At 71.9% G+C, this 23072-nt stretch carries 20 protein-coding genes and 1 pseudogene; 14 read left to right on the top strand and 7 right to left on the bottom strand.

The window, feature by feature from the left end; all coding sequences use genetic code 11:
- Positions 1–46: 46 nt before the first annotated feature.
- Together ACF1GV_RS09235 and ACF1GV_RS09230 are read left to right on the top strand one after the other, a co-directional pair.
- Complete coding sequence (locus ACF1GV_RS09235) at positions 47–1570, top strand: IucA/IucC family protein (protein WP_391679540.1); 1524 nt, start codon at positions 47–49, stop codon at positions 1568–1570.
- 20 nt (positions 1571–1590) lie between these two features.
- Entirely contained in the window at positions 1591–2496 is a 906-nt protein-coding gene (locus tag ACF1GV_RS09230) for a HipA family kinase (RefSeq protein WP_363262035.1), read from the top strand.
- 58 nt (positions 2497–2554) lie between these two features.
- Here ACF1GV_RS09230 and aceB read toward each other — a convergent pair whose 3' ends face one another.
- On the bottom strand, positions 2555–4180 hold the full coding sequence (gene aceB / locus ACF1GV_RS09225) for a malate synthase A (protein WP_391679537.1): 1626 nt from the start codon (positions 4178–4180) through the stop codon (positions 2555–2557).
- A gap of 222 nt (positions 4181–4402) precedes the next feature.
- Positions 4403–5026: an NTP transferase domain-containing protein gene (locus tag ACF1GV_RS09220; protein WP_391679535.1), complete on the bottom strand. Its 624-nt coding sequence runs from the start codon at positions 5024–5026 to the stop codon at positions 4403–4405.
- 181 nt (positions 5027–5207) lie between these two features.
- Here ACF1GV_RS09220 and ACF1GV_RS09215 point away from each other — a divergent pair, with 181 nt between their 5' ends.
- Positions 5208–5555 (top strand): DUF5955 family protein, encoded by a 348-nt coding sequence (locus ACF1GV_RS09215; protein WP_391679532.1) that lies wholly within the window; start codon positions 5208–5210, stop codon positions 5553–5555.
- Between the two features lie 127 nt (positions 5556–5682).
- Here the strand turns inward: ACF1GV_RS09215 and ACF1GV_RS09210 are convergent, their stop codons facing one another.
- Positions 5683–8055 carry an ATP-binding cassette domain-containing protein gene (locus tag ACF1GV_RS09210; protein ID WP_391679531.1) on the bottom strand — a complete coding sequence of 791 codons (2373 nt, stop codon included), beginning with the start codon at positions 8053–8055 and terminating at the stop codon, positions 5683–5685.
- Positions 8056–8817: 762 nt separating this feature from the next.
- Positions 8818–9621, bottom strand: a complete 804-nt coding sequence (locus ACF1GV_RS09205) for an IclR family transcriptional regulator (protein WP_363262030.1) — start codon at positions 9619–9621, stop codon at positions 8818–8820.
- Between the two features lie 293 nt (positions 9622–9914).
- Between ACF1GV_RS09205 and allB the strand changes: the two genes are divergently transcribed.
- A complete protein-coding gene (allB, locus tag ACF1GV_RS09200; protein ID WP_391679528.1) occupies positions 9915–11252 on the top strand; it encodes an allantoinase AllB in 1338 nt (445 codons plus the stop codon).
- Between the two features lie 70 nt (positions 11253–11322).
- Positions 11323–12438, top strand: a complete 1116-nt coding sequence (alc, locus tag ACF1GV_RS09195; RefSeq protein ID WP_391679526.1) for an allantoicase — start codon at positions 11323–11325, stop codon at positions 12436–12438.
- Between the two features lie 93 nt (positions 12439–12531).
- Here alc and ACF1GV_RS09190 read toward each other — a convergent pair.
- Positions 12532–13253: pseudogene (locus ACF1GV_RS09190) on the bottom strand (SDR family oxidoreductase).
- 114 nt (positions 13254–13367) lie between these two features.
- On the opposite strand from ACF1GV_RS09190, the gene ACF1GV_RS09185 reads away from it, so the two are divergent.
- Positions 13368–13763, top strand: coding sequence for a ribonuclease domain-containing protein (locus tag ACF1GV_RS09185; protein WP_391679524.1), 396 nt, complete (start codon positions 13368–13370; stop codon positions 13761–13763).
- Positions 13764–13778: 15 nt separating this feature from the next.
- On the opposite strand, the gene ACF1GV_RS09180 is transcribed toward ACF1GV_RS09185, so the two are convergent.
- Positions 13779–13979, bottom strand: a complete 201-nt coding sequence (locus ACF1GV_RS09180; RefSeq protein ID WP_391679522.1) for a hypothetical protein — start codon at positions 13977–13979, stop codon at positions 13779–13781.
- A gap of 180 nt (positions 13980–14159) precedes the next feature.
- Here ACF1GV_RS09180 and ACF1GV_RS09175 point away from each other — a divergent pair, with 180 nt between their 5' ends.
- Both ACF1GV_RS09175 and ACF1GV_RS09170 read left to right on the top strand, forming a co-directional pair.
- A complete protein-coding gene (locus ACF1GV_RS09175) occupies positions 14160–15455 on the top strand; it encodes a sensor histidine kinase (protein WP_391679521.1) in 1296 nt (431 codons plus the stop codon).
- A 29-nt stretch (positions 15456–15484) separates the two neighbouring features.
- Positions 15485–16165, top strand: a complete 681-nt coding sequence (locus ACF1GV_RS09170; protein WP_391679518.1) for a response regulator — start codon at positions 15485–15487, stop codon at positions 16163–16165.
- 143 nt (positions 16166–16308) lie between these two features.
- Here the strand turns inward: ACF1GV_RS09170 and ACF1GV_RS09165 are convergent, their stop codons facing one another.
- A complete protein-coding gene (locus ACF1GV_RS09165; protein ID WP_391679516.1) occupies positions 16309–17313 on the bottom strand; it encodes a Gfo/Idh/MocA family oxidoreductase in 1005 nt (334 codons plus the stop codon).
- 129 nt (positions 17314–17442) lie between these two features.
- On the opposite strand from ACF1GV_RS09165, the gene ACF1GV_RS09160 reads away from it, so the two are divergent.
- From ACF1GV_RS09160 to ACF1GV_RS09135, 6 genes are all read left to right on the top strand, one after another.
- Positions 17443–18180, top strand: a complete 738-nt coding sequence (locus ACF1GV_RS09160) for a GntR family transcriptional regulator (protein WP_363262276.1) — start codon at positions 17443–17445, stop codon at positions 18178–18180.
- A 201-nt stretch (positions 18181–18381) separates the two neighbouring features.
- Positions 18382–19386 carry a sugar ABC transporter substrate-binding protein gene (locus tag ACF1GV_RS09155; RefSeq protein ID WP_391679513.1) on the top strand — a complete coding sequence of 335 codons (1005 nt, stop codon included), beginning with the start codon at positions 18382–18384 and terminating at the stop codon, positions 19384–19386.
- On the top strand, positions 19383–20414 hold the full coding sequence (locus ACF1GV_RS09150) for an ABC transporter permease (RefSeq protein ID WP_391679510.1): 1032 nt from the start codon (positions 19383–19385) through the stop codon (positions 20412–20414). The genes ACF1GV_RS09155 and ACF1GV_RS09150 overlap by 4 nt, the downstream gene beginning before the upstream one ends.
- Entirely contained in the window at positions 20411–21202 is a 792-nt protein-coding gene (locus ACF1GV_RS09145; protein WP_391679507.1) for an ATP-binding cassette domain-containing protein, read from the top strand. Before ACF1GV_RS09150 ends, ACF1GV_RS09145 begins: the two co-directional genes overlap by 4 nt.
- A gap of 116 nt (positions 21203–21318) precedes the next feature.
- Positions 21319–22467 carry an ROK family glucokinase gene (locus ACF1GV_RS09140; RefSeq protein WP_363262020.1) on the top strand — a complete coding sequence of 383 codons (1149 nt, stop codon included), beginning with the start codon at positions 21319–21321 and terminating at the stop codon, positions 22465–22467.
- Positions 22464–23045 (top strand): sugar kinase, encoded by a 582-nt coding sequence (locus tag ACF1GV_RS09135; RefSeq protein ID WP_391679503.1) that lies wholly within the window; start codon positions 22464–22466, stop codon positions 23043–23045. The genes ACF1GV_RS09140 and ACF1GV_RS09135 overlap by 4 nt, the downstream gene beginning before the upstream one ends.
- Positions 23046–23072: the final 27 nt, after the last annotated feature.

The raw sequence follows: 23072 nt of genomic DNA, 5'->3' as shown, positions 1-23072 counted from the left end.
GGCGGGGATACTGATCGTCTCCGACCGACAGGACCGTAGGGAACGAGTGGATCGCGTGGACCTCCTGCCCCCCACCATCGGCGATTTCCCGCCGCGCGACGACCTCGCGGCCCGGGCCGACGCCCACGCGGCGGCGCCCCTGCTGAACTGCCTGCTGCGCGAGGCCGCCGAGCCGGTCGGGGACGACGGCGCCTGGCGGGTGCACCGGCTGGCCGCGTCGGGCCGGCTGCTGCGGGTGCGCGGCACACGCCGCCCCGCCCGCCCCGAGGTCGGGGCGGACGGAACCTGGCGGCCGCTGGACCACCGTGACCTGGTCGCCCTCGTCGCGGACGAGCTGTACCGGCTCACCGGGCTCGTCAATCCGGTCCTGCCCGCCGAGATGACCGACAGCCGGGACGTGGTCGCCGCCCTGCTGGCCGCGCGTGCCGGTGCCACCGCGCCCGCCGACGCCTATCTGCGCTCCGAGCAGTCCCTGATCACCGGGCACCCCCACCACCCCGCCCCGAAGGCGCGGGGCGGCGGCCCGCCGGCCGCCTGGCTGCCGTACGCGCCCGAGGCGCACGTCCGCTTCCCGCTGGAGCTGCTCGGCGTGCGCGCGGACACGGTCGTGCAGGAGGGCGACACCAGCGCCCTCGACGCGCTCGGCGAGGCCCCGCCCGGCTACCGACTGCTGCCCGCCCACCCCTGGCAGCTTCGGCTGGCCGCGCCCGCCCTCGCGGACGCCTTCGCCGACGGGCGCCTGATCCGGCTGGGCGCGAGCGCGTTCGAGGTGTGGCCGACGGCCGCGATCCGCACCGTATATGCGCCGGAGCGGGACCTCTTCCTCAAGTTCAGCCTCGATGTGCGGATCACCAACGACATCCGCCGGTTGTGGGAGCACGACCTGCGCAGGCTGCGCCGTACGGACAAGGCCGTCACGCACGCCTTCGCGGCGCTCGGCGGCCCGGCGGGCTGGCTGAGCGACCGCGGTCACCGCACCGCCTGCTTCGCCCACGAGGAACTGGCCGTCGTCGTCCGCGACGGCCTGGGCGGGGCCGTCCTGCCCGGCGCGACGCCCCTGCTCGCGGCCGGCCTGGTGGAGGGGTTCGACGGCAACCCGCTCGCCGCCGCCGCCGACCCGGCGGCCTGGTGGGAGGCGTATCTGCGCGCCGTCGTGCCGCCCGCCCTCGCCGCGTACGCCGACCACGGCGTCGTCCTGGAGGCGCACCTGCAGAACACGCTGGTCGCCGTCGACGACGGCGGGACGCCCGTCCAGGCTCTCTTCCGGGACGCCGAGGGCGTGAAACTGCTGCCCGAGGTGACACCGGCGGCCGGGTGGGAACGGCTGGTGTACTGCCTGGTCGTCAACCACCTCACCGAGGTCGCCGCGGCCCTTGCCGAACACCACCCCGGGCTGGACCCGTGGCCGGCGGCCCGCCGCGAACTGGCCCGCCACGACCTGCCCGAGGTCGCCGCGCTGCTGGCCTCGCCCACCCTGCCCGGCAAGACCAACCTGCTGCTGCGCTGGACCGGAGCGGACGGCGCGGCGGCCCGCTACCTGCCCCTGCCCAACCCACTGGCCGGCACCTGACCTGCCGTAGGCTGGCCGGTGTGCTGCGCGACGTGACCGCTGTCCGATACGTGACCCCGCTGAGGTCGGGCGGTTCGGTGCCCGCGGTCGTCGAGGCCGACGACGACGGCACGTACGTGGTGAAGTTCACCGGCTCCGCGCAGGGGCCCAAGGCGCTGGTCGCCGAGGTGATCGTGGGGGAGTTGGCCCGGGCGCTGGGGCTGCGCTTCCCCGAACTGGTGCTGGTGCACTTCGACCCGGCGATCGCCGCCGACGAACCCCACCAGGAGGTACGGGACCTGCACGGCGCCAGCCACGGGCTGAACCTCGGCATGGACCACCTGCCGGGCGCGGTCGACCTCACGCCCGAGGTCGCGCGGTCCTTCCCCGTGGACCCGCTGGAGGCAGGCCGGATCGTCTGGCTCGACGCGCTCACCGCGAACGTCGACCGCACGGTCCACAGCTCCAACCTGATGGTGTGGCCCACCCTGGGCGTCGCGCCCCCGCGCCTGTGGCTCATCGACCACGGCGCCGCCCTCGTCTTCCACCACCGCTGGGACGGCGCCGACCCCGAGAAGGCCTACGACTTCCGCCACCACGCCCTCGGCCACTACGGCCCCGACGTGCGTGCCGCCGACGCCGAACTCGCGCCCAAGGTCACCGAGGAACTGCTGCGCGCGATCGTCGCCGAGGTCCCGGACGCCTGGCTGACCGACCTCGGGAGCCCCGACGAGATGCGCGAGGCGTACGTGGCGTATCTGTACGCGCGCGTGCGGGCCTCGCGGAAGTGGCTGCCCACCGACTTCCCCGGCCCTCAGGAGCTGGCCGCGGACGAGGCCCGGCGGGCGGCGCGCACCCAGGCCGGCCGCCCGGACTGGCTGAAGCGGGTCCCCGATCTGCACGGCAAGCCCGCCGCCCAGCAGGACTGGTCGGTGCACCTGGGCTGAACGGACCGAGCGGCCCCGGGAAATCGCCCGGGGCCACTCGGATCAGCACGTTCGGGTCTCAGCCCTTCAGCTGCTCGTACGCCGGCAGGGTGAGGAAGTCGGCGTAGTTCTCGTCGAGGGAGACCTGCAGCAGGAGGTCGTGCGCCCGCTGCCAGTTGCCGGCGGCGAAGGCCTCCTCGCCGATCTCCTCGCGGATGTTCTCCAGCTCCTCGGCGGCGACCTTGCGGGCGAGGTCGGCGGTCACCTTCTCGCCGTTGTCCAGGACGACACCGGCGTTGATCCACTGCCAGATCTGGGAGCGGGAGATCTCGGCGGTGGCCGCGTCCTCCATCAGGTTGAAGATCGCGACGGCGCCGAGGCCGCGCAGCCAGGCCTCGATGTAACGGATGCCGACCTGGACGGCGTTGACCAGACCGGCGTAGGTGGGCTTGGCGTCCAGGGAGTCGATGGCGATCAGGTCGGCCGCCTCGACGTCGACGTCCTCGCGCAGGCGGTCCTTCTGGTTCGGCTTGTCACCGAGGACCTTGTCGAAGGACTCCATGGCGATCGGCACCAGGTCGGGGTGGGCGACCCAGGAGCCGTCGAAGCCGTCGCCGGCCTCACGGTCCTTGTCGGCGCGGACCTTCTCGAAGGCCACCTTGTTGACCTCGGCGTCCTTGCGGGACGGGATGAACGCCGCCATGCCGCCGATCGCGTGCGCGCCGCGCTTGTGGCAGGTGCGCACCAGCAGTTCGGTGTACGCGCGCATGAACGGGGCGGTCATCGTCACCGCGTTGCGGTCCGGCAGGACGAACTTCTCGCCGCCGTCACGGAAGTTCTTGACGATGGAGAACAGGTAGTCCCAGCGGCCGGCGTTCAGTCCGGCGGCGTGGTCGCGCAGCTCGTAGAGGATCTCCTCCATCTCGTACGCCGCGGTGATCGTCTCGATCAGGACGGTGGCGCGGACGGTGCCCTGCGGGATGCCGAGGTAGTCCTGCGCGAAGACGAACACGTCGTTCCAGAGGCGGGCCTCCAGGTGCGACTCCGTCTTCGGGAGGTAGAAGTAGGGGCCCTTGCCGAGGTCGAGCAGGCGCTGGGCGTTGTGGAAGAAGTACAGGCCGAAGTCGACGAAGGCGCCCGGGACCGGGGTGCCGTCGGCGTCGACGAGGTGGCGCTCGTTCAGGTGCCAGCCGCGCGGCCGCATGACGACCGTGGCGAGCTGCTCGTTCGGCTTGAGCGCGTACGACTTGCCCGACTTCGGGTCGGTGAAGTCGATGCTGCGGGTGTAGGCGTCGATCAGGTTGAGCTGGCCGAGGACGACGTTCTCCCAGGTAGGGGCGGAGGCGTCCTCGAAGTCCGCGAGCCAGACCTTGGCGCCCGAGTTCAGGGCGTTGATGGTCATCTTGCGGTCCGTCGGGCCGGTGATCTCGACACGGCGGTCCTGCAGCGCGGCCGGGGCCGGGGCGACCTTCCAGGAGTCGTCCGCGCGGACGGCGGCCGTCTCCGGCAGGAAGTCGAGCGTGGAGGTGCGGGCGATCTCGGCGCGGCGCTCGGCACGGCGGGCGAGGAGTTCCGCGCGGCGCGGCGTGAACCGCTGGTGCAGCTCGGCCACGAAGGCGAGCGCCGCGTCGGTGAGGACCTCTTCCTGCCGGGGCAGGGGCTCGGCGTCGACGATGGCCAGCGTGGACGGCGCTGGTGCGGACATGAGCGGTCACTTCCTTACGGGGGGCTGTTTCAGCGAACCACGTGCAACGCCACTCTGCCCTGGCACGCGGTGCCTACAGGCAGAAAGGGGGCGGTTCGCACCCGCTGTGCGGTCGGGTGCTTCTGAACAGTGGATAGTAGTTACCGCATAGTGGAAGTTCAATGGTTTGTTGATGTCGAGATTCTCCGAGTCGAGCAAAGGTGGCGCTCAGTGCCACCGCGTTCACTGAAGGTGGCCCAGGTCGGCCTCGGTGTCGATGTCGTACGGCTGTGCCACCTCCCCGCACTCGATGAGCCGTATCTCACGCGCGTGCTCGCGCAGATACGCGCGTGCCCCCCGGTCGCCTGTGGCAGTCGCCGCGATGCCTGCCCAGTGGGCCGCGCCGAACAGCACCGGATGCCCGCGCACGCCGTCGTAGGCGGCCGATGCGAGCGTGTGCTCGTCCTCGAAGGCGCCGAGCACCCGCGCGACGGCTTCAACGCCGATCCCCGGCTGGTCCACGAGCGACACGAGCGCGGCCCGCGCCCCGGTCCCGGCCAGCGAGGCGAGCCCGGCCCGCAGCGAGGAACCCATCCCCTGCTCCCACTCCGGGTTCTCCACGAGCACACACCCGGCGAGCCGCGCCCGCTCCCGTACGGCGTCGGCGCTCGCCCCCAGCACCACGTGCACGCGCGTGCACCCGGCCGCCCGCAGCACCCCGACGGCGTGCTCGACCAGCGGCCGCCCCCGGTGCTCCAGCAGGGCCTTGGGGCGTCCGCCGAGCCGCCGGCCACCTCCGGCGGCGAGCAGCAGCCCGGCGACGGCGTCCGTGGGATTTTCCATGCCTGCGGGGAGGGGTGTCGTCATACGCCCTGCATACCGCACCGCGCAGGGCCACGGGTTCACGCAGCGCAGCAACTCGATGACGCAGCGGACTGGCGCGGCGCGGGCGAGGTGTCGTTTACTGTCTCCCCCGCCCCGGCTCACCGCACCGGCGCGGACCGGACGGCTCAGGGAGATCGCACGACGGAGTGCGAAGGGGAGGGCTGTGTTGCGGAGCGTTCAGCACAAGCCGGTCACCGGCGGCGAAGGGGACCTGCGCGCGAGCCGGCTGCGCGCGGCGGCGTCCCGGCTGCACCGCGAACTGGCCGCGTACCCGGCCGAGTTACGCGACCGGGACATAGCGGAGGAAGAGCTGGCCGCACTGACGGCCATGGCCACCCGGGGCACCCCCGAGCCGGCCCCGCTGCACCGCTCCCTGCTGCTGATAGCGGGCGCGATCGGCTCGGTGAGTGCGCTGTCGGGGGCGTTGAGAGAGGTCCGGGCGGCGGTGGATCTGTTCAGCGAGCCACCGCATCCCGGGCGCCCTGACGCACCGGGCACGGCAGCGCCCTGAAGGCGCGCGGGGCTGCGTCGATGTGCGGCTCCGACGCGGGGGCGCGACCGGCCACAATCCACCGGTGCGACCGGCCACGATCCACCCGCGCTCGCCTGACAGGGGAACCCCGGCGGACGAGAAGGCGCTAGCCGCCCACGTACGTCGCAAGGTGCTGCCCGGTGAGAGTCGACCGCGCCGCGATCAACTCCGCCGGCGTCCCCTCGAAGACGACCCGCCCCCCGTCATGCCCCGCGCCCGGCCCCAGGTCGATGATCCAGTCCGCGTGGGCCATGACGGCTTGGTGGTGCTCGACCACGATCACCGACTTCCCGGAGTCGACCAGCCGGTCCAGCAGGCCGAGCAGCTGCTCGACGTCGGCCAGATGAAGACCGGTGGTCGGCTCGTCCAGGACGTAGACGCTGCCCTTGTCGCCCATCTGCGTCGCCAGCTTCAGCCGCTGCCGCTCGCCGCCCGACAGCGTGGTGAGCGGCTGGCCGAGCGTGAGGTAGCCGAGCCCGACGTCGGACAGGCGGTCAAGGATCTTGTGCGCCGCGGGCGTACGCGCCTCCCCGTCGCCGAAGAACTCCTCCGCCTGCGCCACCGGCATCGCCAGCACCTCGCTGATGTCGCGGCCGCCGAGCTTGTACTCCAGCACCGACGCCTCGAAGCGCTTGCCCTCGCACTCCTCGCAGGTGGTGGCGACCCCGGCCATCATCGCCAGGTCGGTGTAGACGACTCCGGCGCCGTTGCAGGTGGGGCAGGCGCCCTCGGAGTTCGCGCTGAACAGCGCCGGCTTGACGCCGTTGGCCTTGGCGAACGCCTTGCGGATCGGCTCGAGCAGTCCGGTGTACGTCGCCGGGTTGCTGCGCCGTGAGCCGCGGATCGGGGTCTGGTCGATGAAGACCACTCCGGCGTCGGCGGGCATCGACCCGTGCACGAGCGAGCTCTTGCCGGAGCCGGCGACACCCGTGACGACGACCAGCACGCCGAGCGGGATGTCGACGTCCACGGACTGCAGGTTGTGCGTGGTCGCGTCGCGGATCGCCAGTTTGCCGGTGGGCGTGCGGACCGTCTCCTTCACGCGCGCCCGGTCGTCCAGGTGGCGTCCGGTGAGGGTGCCGCCGGCCCGCAGCTCCTCCACGGTGCCCTCGAAGCAGACCGTGCCGCCCGCGGTGCCGGCGCCGGGGCCGAGGTCGACGACGTGGTCCGCGATCGCGATCATCTCCGGCTTGTGCTCCACGACGAGCACCGTGTTGCCCTTGTCCCGCAGCTGGAGCAGCAGCTCGTTCATGCGCTGGATGTCGTGCGGGTGCAGACCGATGCTGGGCTCGTCGAAGACGTACGTCACGTCGGTGAGGGAGGAGCCGAGGTGGCGGATCATCTTCACGCGCTGTGCCTCGCCGCCCGAGAGGGTGCCGGCCGGCCGGTCGAGCGAGAGGTAGCCGAGGCCGATCTCCACGAAGGCGTCGAGGGTGTCGCGCAGGGAGGCGAGCAGCGGCGCGGCCGACGGCTCGTCCAGGCCGCGCACCCAGGCGGCCAGGTCGCTGATCTGCATCGCGCAGACGTCGGCGATGCTCAGACCCTTGATCTTGGAGGACCGGGCGCCCTCGTTGAGCCGGGTGCCCTCGCACTCGGGGCAGGTGGTGAAGGTGACGGCCCGCTCCACGAACTCCCGGATGTGCGGCTGCATCGCCTCCTTGTCCTTGGCGAGCATCGACTTCTGGATGCGCGGGACCAGACCCTCGTAGGTCATGTTGATGCCGGCGATCTTCATCCGGGTCGGCTCGCGGTACAGGAAGTCCTGCAGTTCCCGCTTGGTGAACTTCCGGATCGGCTTGTCGGCGTCGTAGAGGCCGGACTCGGTGTAGAGGCGGTGGTTCCAGCCGCCCGACTTGTAGCCGGGGATGCTCAGCGCGCCCTCGTTCAGGGACTTGCTGTCGTCGTAGAGCTGGGTGAGGTCGAGGTCGGTGACCGAGCCGCGGCCCTCGCAGCGGGGGCACATGCCGCCGGTGATGCTGAACTGGCGGCGCTCCTTCACCGTCTGCCCGCCGCGCTGCACGGTGACCGCGCCGGCGCCGCTGATCGAGGCGACGTTGAAGGAGAACGCCTTGGGGGAGCCGAGGTGGGGCCTGCCGAGACGGCTGAAGAGGATGCGCAGCATCGCGTTGGCGTCGGTGGCGGTGCCGACGGTGGAGCGCGGATCGGCGCCCATGCGCTGCTGGTCGACGGTGATAGCGGTGGTCAGACCGTCCAGGACGTCGACGTCGGGGCGGGCGAGGGTCGGCATGAAGCCCTGGACGAAGGCGCTGTAGGTCTCGTTGATCATCCGCTGCGACTCGGCGGCGATCGTGTCGAACACCAGGGAGCTCTTGCCCGAGCCGGAGACACCGGTGAAGACCGTCAGCCGGCGCTTGGGGAGCTCGACGCTGATGTCCTTGAGGTTGTTCTCGCGCGCGCCGTGCACGCGGATCAGGTCGTGGCTGTCGGCGGCGTGGCCGGTCCCCGTTGCCTTGGTCATGGCGTCTCCATCCGTTCAGACCCTCGATCACGGCCACCCTCCGCGCCCGCCGGCCCGACCGGCGCCGTCCGGATGCCCGTGCCGCTCACGCTACGTGGAACCGGGGCGCGAGCGCTTCTCGAATCCTGATCCTTGCGGTGGCCTCCGGCGGTGGGGCGTTTGTGGTTCGGGCGCGCGGGGTCCGCGGGGCGCGGGCACGTCACGGGGCCTGGGGCTCGTGCCCTGCGGACGGAGGCGGGCGGGCTCGGAGTGGGGTTCTGCGTGGATGCCCGTGCGGGCGGGCTGGGGGTCCGACCTGGGCCCATGGACCTGCGTGCTTGCCGTGCGGCCTCAGCGCCGCGCCTCCACCCGGCCCCCGCGCCCGCCCCGCCGAACGGTCTGTGCCCGGCGGGTGTCCTGCGCCGGGCTCCACGTTGTCGCGCCCCGGCGTCCACGTCTGCCCCGCGGCAGGGGAGACCGGCGCTCCTGCCCCGTGGTGGTGTACGTCCCGCGCCTTCGGCTGCGGTGGCTGCCGTGTGGCATCCGGCCCGGCGACCCGGCCTGGGGCACCTTGCACGCGTGCCTTCGTCTCGCGTCCGTGCCTTCGCCCGATGCCCGCCTTCGGCGGCCGGTGCCTGCTGTTTGGCATCCCGCCCCGCTGCCCGGCCTCGGCACGCCGCGCCCGCGCCTTCGCCCTCGGCGGTCTGTGGGTTCCGGCCCCACGCCCCCGGGCAACGGCATGCGTGCCGGGCGGGGGCGGTGGCTGCCGGCGCGCGGCTGGGGTCAGCCGCCGTTGTTGGTCGAGCTGGTCAGGGCCTCGGAGAGTTCCACGGCCACCTGCTGCAGGACCGGGACGATCTTGTCCGTGGCGGCTTCCGTGACGCGGCCCGCCGGGCCCGAGATGGAGATGGCCGCCGCCGTGGGGGAGTTCGGTACGGAGACCGCGAGGCAGCGGACCCCGATCTCCTGCTCGCTGTCGTCGATGGCGTAACCGAGCCGGCGCACCTCTTCCAGGGAGGCCAGGAAGTCGTCCGGCGTGGTGATCGTCTTGTCCGTCGCCGCCGGCATCCCCGTGCGGTACAGCAGAGCGCGCACCTCCTCCGGCGGGTAGCCGGCGAGCAGCGCCTTGCCCACACCCGTGGAGTGCGGCAGCACCCGCCGGCCGACCTCGGTGAACATCCGCATCGAGTGCTTGGACGGCACCTGCGCCACGTACACGATCTCGTCGCCGTCCAGCAGCGCCATGTTCGCCGTCTCGCCGGTCTCCTCCACCAGGCGGGCCAGGTACGGCCGGGCCCACGTACCGAGCAGACGCGACGCGGACTCGCCGAGACGGATCAGGCGCGGGCCGAGGGCGTAGCGCCGGTTGGTCTGCTGGCGGACGTATCCGCACGCGACCAGGGTGCGCATGAGGCGGTGGATGGTCGGCAGGGGCAGTCCGCTGCTCGCGGACAGCTCACTCAGCCCGACTTCGCCGCCGGCGTCCGCCATGCGCTCCAGCAGGTCGAAGGCGCGCTCCAGGGACTGGACACCCCCCGTGGCGGCGGGTTTGGCGGAGTCGGTGGTGCTGGCGCTGGACGTCGGCACGGCGCGTTCCTTTCGGGACTGACTGAAGAGGCAGCAGCCTACCCGGCAGTCGGTTGACTCCCTGCTTGTGCGTAGCTACGTTCTATCTGGTGGAATTCTAATTCCGCTTTGTGGAAACGTCCAGGGTGGGCGGATCGGGTGCACTGTGGATGAGTGTGCCCTTGACGACGCGAAGACGGGAGTGAAGACTCCCGAAGTAGCTTCAACAGTTCGTTGAAATTCCGCTGTGTGGAAGACGCGCGGAGGCCGCCGAAGCCTCCGAGGCGGCCACGGCGGCAGAGAGAGGGGTCCGGGTGTCCGACGCTGAACTGGTCCTGCGTTCGAGGCGCGTCATCACTCCCGAGGGGACGCGGCCCGCGTCCGTCGTGGTCGCCGACGGCACGATCACCGCCGTACTCCCCCATGACGCGGACGTACCGGCCACGGCCCGCCTGGAGGACTTCGGCGACGACGTGCTGCTGCCCGGCCTGGTCGACACGCACGTGCATGTCAACGACCCGGGCCGGACCGAGTGGGAGGGCTTCTGGACCGCCACTCGCGCGGCGGCCGCCGGGGGCATCACGACCCTGATCGACATGCCGCTCAACTCCCTGCCGCCCACCACGACCGCCGACAACCTGCGGATCAAGCAGGACGTGGCCCGCGACAAGGCGCACATCGACGTCGGCTTCTGGGGCGGCGCCCTGCCCGACAACGTCAAGGACCTGCGCCCGCTGCACGACGCCGGCGTCTTCGGCTTCAAGTGCTTCCTGTCGCCGTCGGGCGTGGACGAGTTCCCGCATCTCGACCAGGACCAGCTCGCCCAGTCCCTCGCCGAGATCGCCGGCTTCGACGGCCTGCTGATCGTGCACGCCGAGGACCCGCACCACCTCGACGCGGCCCCGCAGCACGGCGGCCCCAAGTACACGGACTTCCTCGCCTCCCGCCCGCGCGACGCCGAGGACACCGCCATCGCGAACCTCATCGCGCAGGCCAAGCGCCTCAACGCGCGCGTGCACGTCCTGCACCTGTCCTCCAGCGACGCGCTGCCGCTGATCCGCGCCGCCAAGGCGGAGGGCGTTTCGATCACCGTCGAGACCTGCCCGCACTACCTGGCCCTCACCGCCGAGGAGGTTCCGGACGGCGCCAGCGAGTTCAAGTGCTGCCCGCCCATCCGCGAGGCCGCAAACCAGGACCTGCTGTGGGAGGCGCTCGCCGACGGCACGATCGACTGCATCGTCACCGACCACTCGCCGTCCACCGCCGACCTGAAGACCGACGACTTCCTCACCGCCTGGGGCGGCATCTCCGGCCTCCAGGTCAGCCTGCCCGCCGTGTGGACCGCCGCCCGCGAGCGCGGCCACGGCCTGGAGGACGTCGTCCGGTGGATGTCGGAGCGTACGGCGGCCCTCGTCGGCCTCGGCTCCAAGGGCGCCATCGCGGCCGGCCGCGACGCCGACTTCGCCGTCCTCGCCCCCGACGAGACCTTCACCGTCGACCCGGCCGCCCTCCAGCACCGCAACCGCGTCACCGCCTACGCCGGCCGGACCCTGTACGGGGTGGTCAAGTCGACCTGGCTGCGCGGCGAGCGGATCGTCGCCGACGGCGAGTTCACCGAGCCCAGAGGCCGTCTGCTCACCCGGTCCGCCTGACCGAAGGGGCGTCATCGACCACTCCCACCCCGTAGCGACTTTTCGAACCGAAAGGCAGGACCTGATCACCGTGACGGCGATACCCCGCTTCACCGGCGACGCGAACCCCTTCTCCGGCGGCGACCCGTACGCGGACTACCGCACCGCCGACTTCCCCTTCACCCACCACGCCAACCTCGCCGACCGGCAGCTCGGTGCCGGTGTCATCGCCGCCAACGACGAGTTCTTCGCCCAGCGCGAGAACCTGCTGGTCCCCGAGGCCGCGGAGTTCGACCCCGAGCACTTCGGGCACAAGGGCAAGGTCATGGACGGCTGGGAGACCCGCCGCCGGCGCGGTGCCTCCGCCGACCATCCGTGGCCGACCGAGGACGACCACGACTGGGCGCTGATCCGCCTCGGCGCGCCCGGCGTCGTCCGCGGCATCGTCGTCGACACCGCCCACTTCCGCGGCAACTACCCGCAGGCGGTCTCCGTCGAGGCCGCCTCCGTCCCGGGCTCGCCGTCGCCCGAGGAGCTGCTCGCCGACGACGTGAAGTGGACGACGCTCGTCCCGCGCACCCCGGTCGGCGGCCACGCGGCCAACGGCTTCGCGGTCGACGTCGAGCAGCGCTTCACGCACCTGCGGCTCAAGCAGCACCCCGACGGCGGCATCGCGCGCCTGCGGGTGTACGGCGAAGTCGTACCCGACCCGAAGTGGCTCGAGGTGCTCGGCACGTTCGACGTGGTCGCCCTGGAGAACGGCGGCCGGGTCGAGGACGCCTCCAACCTCTTCTACTCGCCGGCCACCAACACCATCCAGCCGGGCCGCTCCCGCAAGATGGACGACGGCTGGGAGACCCGCCGCCGGCGCGACCAGGGCAACGACTGGATCCGCTACCAGCTGGTCGCCCAGTCCGAGATCCGCGCCATCGAGATCGACACCGCCTACCTCAAGGGCAACAGCGCCGGCTGGGCGTCGGTGTCCGTCAAGGACGGCGAGAGCGGTGAGTGGGTCGAGATCCTCCCGCGCACCCGCATGCAGCCCGACACCAACCACCGCTTCGTCCTGCCGCAGCGGGCCGTCGGCACGCACGCGCGCGTGGACATCTTCCCCGACGGTGGCATCTCCCGCCTGCGCCTGTTCGGCTCCCTGACCGAGGCCGGCGCGACCCGCCTTGCGGCCCGTCACCAGGAACTGGGCGGCTGACGCACAGCCCCCTGAAGGACCCGTGGGGCGCACCGGCCTGACAGCACCGGTGCGCCCCACGCGCGTGTACCCGTCCGGCGGCGAGTCGCCCGGTCAGGCCGCGTGGCCGCCGTCCACCGTGAACTCCGCGCCGGTGACGTACGCAGCGCCCGCGAGGTGCGCCACCGTGGCGGCCACCTCCTGCGGCCGTCCGAACCGGCCCAGGGCCGTCATCTCGGCCTGACCGGCCGCGTACGGGCTGTCGGCGGGGTTCATGCCGGTGTCGATCGGCCCGGGACGCACGATGTCCGCCGTGATCCCGCGCGGCCCCAGCTCCCGCGCCAGGGCCTTCGTCAGCCCTGCCGGCGCCGCCTTGCCCATGGCGTACAGCGTGCCGCCGGGCCCCGGCACCCGCTGGACCATGCACGTGCCGATGGTGATGATCCGCCCGCCGCCGGACATCCGCGCGGCCGCCGCCTGCGAGGCGAGGAACACCCCCCCCGCACGTTCACCGAGCACCCGGTCCACCTCCGTGACCGGCAGGCTCTCCAGGGGACCGAGCACGCCCACCCCCACGTTGTTCACCAGCACGTCAAGACGGCCCAGCGCGCCGGCGGCCCGGCCCACGGCGCCCGCCGCCTCCTGGGCGTCCGCCGCATCGGCCCGCAGCGCCACCGCGCGCCGCCCGAGCGCCTCGACGGCCCGCACCACGTCCTCGGCCGCTTCCTTCCCCTGTGCGTAGGTCAGCGCCACGTCCGCACCCTCGCGCGCCCGGCCGCAGTGCCGGTCGCGGCCCCGATGCCCCGGCTGCCACCGGTGGGGCGGGCAACGGACATCGAGTTCGGCGGCGGCAGGTCCGGGTTAACGGTCCGCGAACACCCGGGAGGGAAAGGGGGAGACCCCGTGATTGTCATTGACATGCCAGTCTCTACGCGCGTCATCATGCCGACATGAGATTCCCCCCACGCATCTCGCGGCTCGGCGCCACAGCCGCAGTCCTGTCCGCCCTCCTCATGGGCGGCACCGTCTCCGCCACCCCGGCCGGTGCCACCGCCGCGTCCGTCGGCAGCATCTGCTACAGCGACCTGCCGTCCCAGGCGCACGACACCCTGAACCTGATCGCACAGGGCGGCCCCTTCCCGTACGACCAGGACGGCGTCGTCTTCCTGAACAGGGAAGGGGTCCTGCCGAGCCGGACCAGCGGCTACTACCACGAGTACACGGTGATCACGCCCGGCTCTCCCACCCGCGGCGCCCGCCGCATCGTCACCGGTGAGGAGCGCCAGGAGGACTACTACACCGCCGACCACTACGCCACGTTCGACCTGGTCGACCACAACTGCTGAGCCACCGGCCCGGCCTCAGTCGGCTTCGCAGCGCTCGGCGGCCGCGAACAGGGCGATCGCCAGCACGATCAGCGCGACGCTCGCGTACACCTCGTGGCCGTCGAGCAGGCCGACCCGCTGCACCAGGCCCACATGCCAGTCGGTGAACTCGTGCAGCAGGCCCATGGCGCCCTGCACCAGGGCGAGGAATCCGAGAGTCTCGAGCAACGTCTTCATGGGTCCGAGCCTCGCCCCGCGCACTCCCCGCCCGCATCGGCCACACGGTGGCTCGCGCCCGACGCAGGTGGCGGAGTGCCGGGCGGCCGGTGCGACCAAAGTCGGTGCCCGGGCGACTTCGGTCGACGACCGCTTGTACCGGCGGGTGCGGCCCGCCCGCGCTCCGTAGATTGGTCGCTCGTGAAGCGGACTGCGAGTGACGACGGGTCGGCGCCCGCGCCGGTCCTGCCCGGCCGGCGGTGGTGGCTGCCGTCGGCCCTGACCCATGAACTGGACCCGGTCACCGGCCGCGCCGGACGGCCCCGGCGCACCGCGCGCGACTGGGCCGTCGACTTCTCCTGCTTCGCGCTGGCCGTCGCCATCGGCCTGGCTGCCGCCGAGTCGGTGCGCGACAACCCGCACGTCCCGCACGCGCTGGCCGTCGCCGACCAGCTGCTCGGCGTGGCGGCCTGCGCGGCCGTCTGGCTGCGCCGCCGCTGGCCCGTCGCCCTCGCCATCGCGCTGACCGCGGTCAACTTCGTCTCCGACACCGCCGGCGGCGCCTACCTCATCGCCCTGTTCACTCTCGCCGTCCACCGGCCCTTCCGGTACGTGGCCTGGGTGGGCGCCGCCGAGCTGGCCGTCATCCCGCTCTACTACTGGGCGCGGCCCGACGCCGACCTGTCCTACCCCGCCGCCGTCGCCTTCGTCTATGTGCTCACCGTCGCCGTCGTCGGCTGGGGCATGTTCGTGCGCTCCAAGCGGCAGCTGCTGCTGAGCCTGCGGGACCGGGCGCGGCGCGCCGAGACGGAGGCGCGGCTGCGCGCCGAACAGGCGCAGCGGCTCGCCCGCGAGGCCATCGCCCGCGAGATGCACGACGTGCTCGCCCACCGGCTCACCCTGCTCAGCGTGCACGCCGGGGCACTGGAGTTCCGCCCCGACGCCCCCGGCGAGGAGATCGCGCGGGCGGCCGGCGTCATCCGGGAGAGCGCCCACGAGGCCCTGCAGGACCTGCGGGAGATCATCGGCGTCCTGCGGGCGGGCGACGCCGACGACGCGGGCCGCCCGCAGCCCACGCTCGCCGCGCTGGAGACGCTGGTCGCCGAGTCCCGCGAGGCCGGCATGAAGGTCACGTTCGACCAGCACGTCACCGACGCCGCCGGCGTTCCCGCCTCGGTGGGCCGCACCGCCTACCGCATCGCCCAGGAAAGCCTGACCAACGCCCGCAAGCACGCCCCCGGCACGGAGGTCACCGTCACGGTCACCGGCGCCCCGGGCGACGGCCTCACCATCGCCGTACGCAACCCGGCCCCCGACCACGAACCCCCACCGGTCCCCGGCTCCGGCCAGGGCCTGATCGGCCTCACCGAACGCGCCACACTCGCGGGCGGCCACCTGGAACACGGCCCGCGCGCGGACGGCGGTTTCGAGGTACGCGCGTGGCTGCCGTGGGGTGAGCCTCGCGTGGCGGTTCCCGCGTCTCAAACCGCGCACTGAGCGCGCGAGCGCCGTGGTTTCGTAGGGCCATGACTGCGATCAGAGTGCTTCTCGTCGACGACGACCCGCTGGTGCGGGCCGGTCTGTCGCTGATGCTGGGAGGGGCCGACGACATCACAGTCGTCGGTGAGGCGGGCGACGGCGGCGAGGTGGCCGAACTGGTGGAGAGCACGCGCCCGGACGTCGTGCTCATGGACATCCGCATGCCGTCCGTGGACGGACTGGCCGCCACCGAACGGCTGCGCGGCCATGCGGACGCGCCGCAGGTCGTGCTGCTCACCACCTTCCACGCCGACGACCAGGTCCTGCGCGCCCTGCGCGCGGGCGCCGCCGGATTCGTGCTGAAGGACACCCCGCCCGCCGAGATCATCGACGCGGTCCGCAAGGTCGCCGCCGGGGACCCGGTCCTGTCACCCGCCGTCACCCGGCAGTTGATGCTCCACGCGGCCGGCACCGCCGCGGACACCCGCGGCGCACGCGCGCGTGAACGGCTCGCCGCGCTGGCCGAAAGGGAACGCGAGGTCGCCGTCGCGGTGGGCCGGGGTCTGTCCAACGCGGAGATCGCCGCCCAGCTGTTCATGAGCGTCGCCACCGTCAAGGCGCACGTCTCGCGCATCCTGGCCCGCCTGGGCCTCAACAACCGCGTGCAGGTAGCCCTGTTGGCGTACGACGCCGGACTGGTCGACGAAACCGGCGGCAGCGGGCACTGAGGGCCCCACTCGCGCGTTGGAAGGAGACAAGGCCGTACGGCGGTCGGTGCGCGATCGGTCGGCGGGGGACAGGTGGCCGTGTTGCCGCTCGCGGGTGCACAGAGGTGTGGCGCAGCGCCCGGCCCGTGCACCGCCGCCCCGGCCTACGCCCCCGCCACTTCCCTCAACCGCACCGGCCGCCGCTCGCGTCGCGACGCCTCGCAGGCCTCGGCGATCCGCAGCGCCTGCAGGGCCTCGCGCCCGTCGCAGGGGTTGGCCCGCTCTCCCCGCACCACCTCCACGAACGCCATCAGTTCCGCCTCGTACGCGGGCGCGAAGCGCTCCAGGAAGCCGGTCCACGGTTTGTCAGCGGCCGGCGGCCCGGTCGGCTCCGTGGACGCGATCGGCGTGCGGTCGTCCAGCCCGACGACGATCTGGTCCCGCTCCCCGGCGAGTTCCATGCGCACGTCGTACCCGGCGCCGTTCAGCCGGGTCGCCGTGGCGGTGGCCAGCGTGCCGTCGTCCAGGGTCAGCAGCACCGCGGCGGTGTCCACGTCACCCGCCTCACGGAACATCCCCGGGCCGGCGTCGGACCCCGCGGCGTACACGTCGGACACCTCCCGGCCGGTGACCCAGCGCAGGATGTCGAAGTCGTGGATCAGCGTGTCCCGGTACAGGCCGCCGGACAGGGGCAGCCACGCGGCGGGCGGCGGCACCTGGTCGGAGGTGACCGCCCGCACGGTGTGCAGCCGCCCGAGCCGCCCCGATCGCACCGCTTCCCGGGCGCCGACGTAGCCGGCGTCGAAACGGCGCTGGAAACCCATCTGCAGCACCGTGCCGGCCGCCTCCACCTCCGCGATCGCCTGCAGTGTGCCCGGCAGGTCGAGCGCGATCGGCTTCTCGCAGAACACGGGCAGCCCGGAGCGCGCCGCCCGGCCGATCAGTTCCGCGTGCGCCTGCGTCGCCGTCGTGATCACCACGGCGTCCACGCCCCAGGTGAAGATCTCGTCCACCCCGGGCGCCGCCGTCTCGCCCAGCCGCAGCGCGAGCTCCTGGGCCCGGGCCGGGTCGACGTCCGTGAGGATCAGCGAACCGACGTCGCGATGGCGACTGAGGGTGTTCGCGTGGATGGTGCCGATCCGGCCCGTACCGATGACCCCGATGCGCATGGAAACAAAGTGAGGTCGCGATCCGGTCGCTGTCAATGCGTATGTCCGGACAACCGAACTACACAACTTCCCGTCAACAGCGCACAGAGCTACGCTCGGGCCGTGCCGAAACCAGAAGTGGACCCGACCGTGCAGCTCGAACTCCGTGTGGACCGCAGCTCTCCCGTGCCGCTGTACTTCCAGCTCTCCCAGCAGCTCGAGGCCGCGATCGAGCACGGCACCCTCACCCCGGGCAGCCTGCTCGGCAACGAGATCGAGCTCGCCGCACGGCTCGGCCTGTCCCGGCCGACGGTGCGCCAGGCTATCCAGTCCCTGGTCGACAAGGGGCTGCTGGTGCGCCGCCGCGGGGTCGGCACCCAGGTCGTGCACAGCCAGGTCAAGCGGCCGCTGGAGCTCAGCAGCCTCTACGACGACCTGGAGGCGGCCGGGCAGCGTCCGGCGACCAAGGTCCTGGTCAACGCGGTCGTCCCGGCGTCCGCCGAGGTCGCGGCCGCACTCGGGGTCACCGAGGGCGGTGACGTCCACCGGGTGGAGCGGCTGCGACTCGCGCACGGCGAGCCGATGGCGTACCTGTGCAACCACCTGCCGACCGGGCTGCTGGAGCTGGACACCGCGCAGCTGGAGGCCACCGGCCTGTACCGGCTGATGCGCAGTGCCGGGATCACCCTGCACAGCGCCCGCCAGTCCATCGGGGCCCGCGGCGCCACCGCCGACGAGGCCGAGCGGCTCGCCGAGAGCGAGGGCGCCCCGCTGCTGACGATGCAGCGCACCACCTTCGACGACACCGGACGCGCGGTGGAGTTCGGCGACCACATCTACCGCCCGAGCCGCTACTCCTTCGAGTTCCAGCTGCTCGTGAGGTCCTGAGCCCGCTGCCGCCGTTCGGCGCCCGGGTCTCGTCGACATGTCCGGACAATAAGACCGCAGAGTGCTCCCCAGGCGCGCGACGGCGGTGACCCGTGCCGGATACTGGGGCGTTTGGGGCCGGTGTGACCCTTGGGGTTGCCGAGACACCACCGGGCCCGTCGCAGGACACCGCACAGCAGACAGCAAGAAGGGCACGGCCTCGTGGCACGGTTTCGGACCTGGGCAGGGATCGCGTTGGCGGGGGCACTGTGCGTGTCCCTGTCGGCGTGCAGCAGCACCGGCGGCAAACGCGCCGAGGACGCCCGCAAGGCCGCGGCCGCGCAGGGCCGCGCGGCGGTGAACACGCCCCGCTGGACCTTCGCGATGATCACGCACTCCGGCGACGGCGACACCTTCTGGGACATCGTCCAGAGCGGCGCCAAGCAGGCCGCCGTCAAGGACAACATCAACTTCCTGTACTCGCACGACGACGAGGCCCAGCAGCAGGCGCAGCTCGTCGACGCCGCCGTCGACAAGAAGGTCGACGGCATCATCGTCACGCTCGCCAAGCCCGACGCCCTGAAGGCCGCCGTCGCCCGCGCAGAGAAGGCCGGCATCCCGGTGATCACCGTGAACTCCGGGTCCGCCGAGTCCAAGGCGTTCGGCGCGCTCACCCACGTCGGGCAGGACGAGACGATCGCCGGTGAGGCCGTCGGCGAGGAGCTGAACAAGCGCGGCAGGAAGAAGGCCCTGTGCGTGCTGCACGAGCAGGGCAACGTCGGCCACGAGCAGCGCTGCGACGGCATCGGCAAGACCTTCCACGGCACCCTGCAGCGTGTCTACGTCAACGGCACCAACATGCCCGACGTGCAGTCCGGCATCGGGGCCAAGCTCCAGGCCGACCCGTCCATCGACGCCGTCGTCACGCTCGGCGCCCCCTACGCCGACACCGCCGTGAAGGCCAAGGCGGACGCGGGCAGCAAGGCCGAGATCGACACCTTCGACCTCAACGCCAAGGTCGCCACCGAGCTCCAGGACGGCACCCTCGGCTTCGCCGTCGACCAGCAGCCCTACCTCCAGGGCTACCAGGCCGTCGACCTGCTGTGGCTGTACAGGTACAACAATGACGTCCTCGGCGGCGGCCGCCCCGTTCTCACCGGCCCGCAGATCATCACCAAGGACCAGGCGGCCGCGCTGCAGGAGTACGCGAAGCGAGGCACCCGATGACCGCCACCACCGCGGACGAACGGCTCCTTCGGACGTCGCCGCTGCGCACCCTGCTCGCCCGTCCCGAGCTGGGCTCGGTGGTCGGCGCGATCGCGGTCTTCGTCTTCTTCGCGTTCTTCGCCGACAGCTTCCTGCGCGCCTCCAGCCTCAGCACGGTGCTCTACGCGTCCTCGACCATCGGCATCATGGCCGTCCCGGTCGCGCTGCTGATGATCGGCGGCGAGTTCGACCTGTCGGCCGGCGTCATGGTGACGTCGTCGGCATTGATCTCGTCCATGTTCAGCTTCCAGACGACCACGAACGTCTGGGTCGGCGTCGGTGTGTCCCTGCTGGTCACGCTGGCCATCGGCGCCTTCAACGGGTTCATGCTGACCCGCACCAAGCTGCCCAGCTTCATCATCACGCTGGGCACGTTCCTGATGCTGACCGGCATGAATCTCGGCTTCACCAAGTTGATCGACGGCACGGTGTCGACGAAGACCATTGCCGACATGGAGGGCTTCCCGACCGCGCACGACGTCTTCGCCTCGACGCTGACCGTCGGTGGTGTCGACATCAAGGTCACCATCCTGTGGTGGCTCGCCCTGGTCGCCCTCGCCTCCTGGATCCTGCTGCGCACCCGCACGGGCAACTGGATCTTCGCGGTGGGCGGCAACCAGGACGCGGCCCGCGCGGTCGGCGTCCCCGTCGCGAAGACCAAGATCGGCCTGTACATGGGCGTGGCCTTCGGCGCCTGGATCTCCGGTCAGCACTTGCTGTTCAGCTATGACGTCGTCCAGTCCGGCGAGGGCGTCGGCAACGAGTTGATCTACATCATCGCGGCCGTCATCGGCGGCTGCCTGATCACCGGCGGCCACGGCAGCGCGGTCGGGTCCGCCGTCGGCGCGTTCATCTTCGGCATGACGAGCAAGGGCATCGTCTTCGCCGAGTGGAACCCCGACTGGTTCAAGTTCTTCCTCGGAGCGATGCTGCTCCTCGCGACCCTGCTCAACGCCTGGGTCCGCAAGCGCGCGGAGGCCACGACATGACGCGGACCGAGGCCCGGACGGCACTCGTCGAGCTGTCGGACGTCAGCAAGCACTACGGGAACATCCGCGCCCTGGAGGGCGTGTCCCTGGAAGTCCACGCGGGGGAGATCACCTGCGTCCTCGGCGACAACGGCGCCGGCAAGTCAACATTGATCAAGATGATCGCCGGCCTGCACCAGCATGACGGCGGTGTCCTGCGCATCGATGGCGAGGAGACCCGTCTCTCCTCGCCCCGCGCGGCCCTGGACCGCGGCATCGCCACGGTCTACCAGGACCTCGCCGTCGTTCCGCTCATGCCGGTGTGGCGCAACTTCTTCCTCGGCTCCGAGCCGCGCAAGGGCGTCGGCCCCTTCAAGCGCATGGACGTCGACCACATGCGCCGCACCACGCGCGCGGAGCTGCTGCGCATGGGCATCGACCTGCGCGACGTGGACCAGCCCATCGGCACCCTGTCCGGCGGCGAACGCCAGTGCGTGGCGATCGCGCGGGCGGTCCACTTCGGCGCGAAGGTCCTGGTCCTGGACGAGCCGACGGCGGCGCTGGGCGTGAAGCAGTCCGGCGTGGTCCTCAAGTACGTGGCGGCGGCACGTGACGAGGGTCTCGGTGTCGTACTGATCACCCACAACCCGCACCACGCGTACTTGGTCGGCGACCGCTTCGTCCTGCTCAAGCGCGGCACGATGGTGGGCAACCACACACGGGACGAGATCAGCCTCGACGAGCTGACCCAGCAAATGGCCGGGGGATCCGACCTTGATGCTCTACGCCACGAACTCCAGCGCCGGTAGGCGGCGCGGGGAACTGCGCGACCAGCCCCAACGGCGCCGCACCCGGCGTAAATGATCAACAACGCTCTCCATTCCCGTTGGTCGCCGAAGGTACCGGTGCGGCAGAATCGGCGGCGATGAGCACCTACGGCAACTTCACGGCCCCCATCGGCTCCCGCCGAGCCACCGCGCTGCGGACGGTCGGCACCCGCGAGCGCCGGTCCCACCTGACCGCCCCGCGCGTGCCCACCGTCGGCATCGACATCGGTGGCACGAAGGTGATGGCCGGTGTCGTGGACGCCGACGGCAACATCCTGGAGAAGCTCCGCACGGAGACCCCGGACAAGTCCAAGAGTCCCAAGGTCGTCGAAGACACCATCGTCGAGCTGGTGCTGGACCTGTCCGACCGGCACGACGTGCACGCCGTCGGCATCGGCGCGGCCGGCTGGGTCGACGCCGACCGCAACCGCGTCCTGTTCGCCCCCCACCTGTCCTGGCGCAACGAGCCGCTGCGCGACCGCCTCGCCGACCGCCTGTCGGTGCCGGTACTGGTCGACAACGACGCCAACACCGCCGCGTGGGCCGAGTGGCGCTTCGGCGCCGGCCGCGGCGAGGACCACCTCGTCATGATCACGCTCGGTACCGGCATCGGCGGCGCGATCCTCGAGGACGGCCAGGTCAAGCGGGGCAAGTACGGCGTCGCCGGCGAGTTCGGCCATATGCAGGTCGTCCCCGGCGGCCACCGCTGCCCGTGCGGCAACCGCGGCTGCTGGGAGCAGTACAGCTCCGGCAACGCCCTCGTCCGGGAGGCCAGGGAACTGGCCGCCGCGGACTCCCCGGTGGCGTACGGGGTCATCGAGCACGTCAAGGGCAACATCGCCGACATCAACGGTCCGATGATCACCGAGCTGGCCCGCGACGGCGACGCGATGTGCGTGGAGCTGCTGCAGGACATCGGCCAGTGGCTCGGCGTCGGCATCGCCAACCTGGCCGCCGCCCTCGACCCCTCCTGCTTCGTCATCGGCGGCGGCGTCTCCGCGGCCGACGACCTGCTGATCGGCCCCGCGCGGGACGCCTTCAAACGGCACCTGACCGGGCGCGGCTACCGCCCCGAGGCGCGCATCGTGCGGGCCCAGCTCGGCCCCGAGGCCGGCATGGTGGGCGCCGCCGACCTGGCGCGGCTGGTCGCCCGCCGGTTCCGCCGCGCCAACCGGCGCCGCGTCGAGCGCCACGAGCGCTACGAGCGGTACGTCGAGGCGCGCCGCGCGGCCCGGGACTCCGCATGACGGCCTCGCTTCCCCACCAGGCGCCCCCGGCGGACGAGACGGAGCAGCCGGGCGAGGACCGCCGGCACAGGATCCGCCGTCGGGCACTCACTCTGCTGATCATCGTGTTGCTCATCGGCGTCCCGGCGGGCTACCTGGTGATCTCGGCGAACCAGAGCCGCGACAGCGGCAAGGACAAGGAGGCGAAGTACTCGGCGACCGGCCTGACCGCGGGCTGGCCGTCCAGCGTGCAGCGCCGTCTGTACCAGGTGCCGATCCCGAGGCAGTCGTACGAGGTCGCCTACTACGAGACGAACAACTGGAAGACCAGCCGTCTCTACGTGCAGTTCCAGACCTCCGCGGCCAATGTGGACAACTTCCTGCGGTGGATCGGCGCCCACCGCGGCGAGCTGCGCCCGAACGACATCGCCATCAGTGACCGCGACCAGAAGGTCACCGGGTGGAAGTTCAGCGGCCCCGGTCCGTGGAGCGGTCTGGTGCACGAGCAGAAGAACCCGGCACCCACCCAGGACATCGTCGTGAACACGGCCGACCCGGACCACCCGATGGTGTACGTCGTGTCCCGCACGGTGCCCTGAGCCCGGCCGACGCCCGTGCGGCGTCCC

The organism is Streptomyces sp. NPDC014006, from assembly GCF_043088925.1.
Taxonomy (GTDB): Bacteria; Actinomycetota; Actinomycetes; order Streptomycetales; family Streptomycetaceae; genus Streptomyces.
Note: the sequence above shows the minus strand (reverse complement) of the source record. Positions and strands in the feature narration are given on the sequence as shown.

What these genes read in the sequence shown, in the direction of transcription:
- ACF1GV_RS09180 (WP_391679522.1), bottom strand. Translation starts at nt 13,979, where the DNA reads ATGAAGACGTTGCTCGAGACTCTCGGATTCCTCGCCCTGGTGCAGGGC.
- ACF1GV_RS09145 (WP_391679507.1), top strand. Translation starts at nt 20,411, where the DNA reads ATGACGCGGACCGAGGCCCGGACGGCACTCGTCGAGCTGTCGGACGTC.
- ACF1GV_RS09165 (WP_391679516.1), bottom strand. Translation starts at nt 17,313, where the DNA reads ATGCGCATCGGGGTCATCGGTACGGGCCGGATCGGCACCATCCACGCG.
- ACF1GV_RS09185 (WP_391679524.1), top strand. Translation starts at nt 13,368, where the DNA reads ATGAGATTCCCCCCACGCATCTCGCGGCTCGGCGCCACAGCCGCAGTC.
- ACF1GV_RS09210 (WP_391679531.1), bottom strand. Translation starts at nt 8,055, where the DNA reads ATGACCAAGGCAACGGGGACCGGCCACGCCGCCGACAGCCACGACCTG.
- ACF1GV_RS09170 (WP_391679518.1), top strand. Translation starts at nt 15,485, where the DNA reads ATGACTGCGATCAGAGTGCTTCTCGTCGACGACGACCCGCTGGTGCGG.
- ACF1GV_RS09150 (WP_391679510.1), top strand. Translation starts at nt 19,383, where the DNA reads ATGACCGCCACCACCGCGGACGAACGGCTCCTTCGGACGTCGCCGCTG.
- ACF1GV_RS09135 (WP_391679503.1), top strand. Translation starts at nt 22,464, where the DNA reads ATGACGGCCTCGCTTCCCCACCAGGCGCCCCCGGCGGACGAGACGGAG.
- aceB (WP_391679537.1), bottom strand. Translation starts at nt 4,180, where the DNA reads ATGTCCGCACCAGCGCCGTCCACGCTGGCCATCGTCGACGCCGAGCCC.
- ACF1GV_RS09140 (WP_363262020.1), top strand. Translation starts at nt 21,319, where the DNA reads ATGAGCACCTACGGCAACTTCACGGCCCCCATCGGCTCCCGCCGAGCC.
- ACF1GV_RS09220 (WP_391679535.1), bottom strand. Translation starts at nt 5,026, where the DNA reads ATGACGACACCCCTCCCCGCAGGCATGGAAAATCCCACGGACGCCGTC.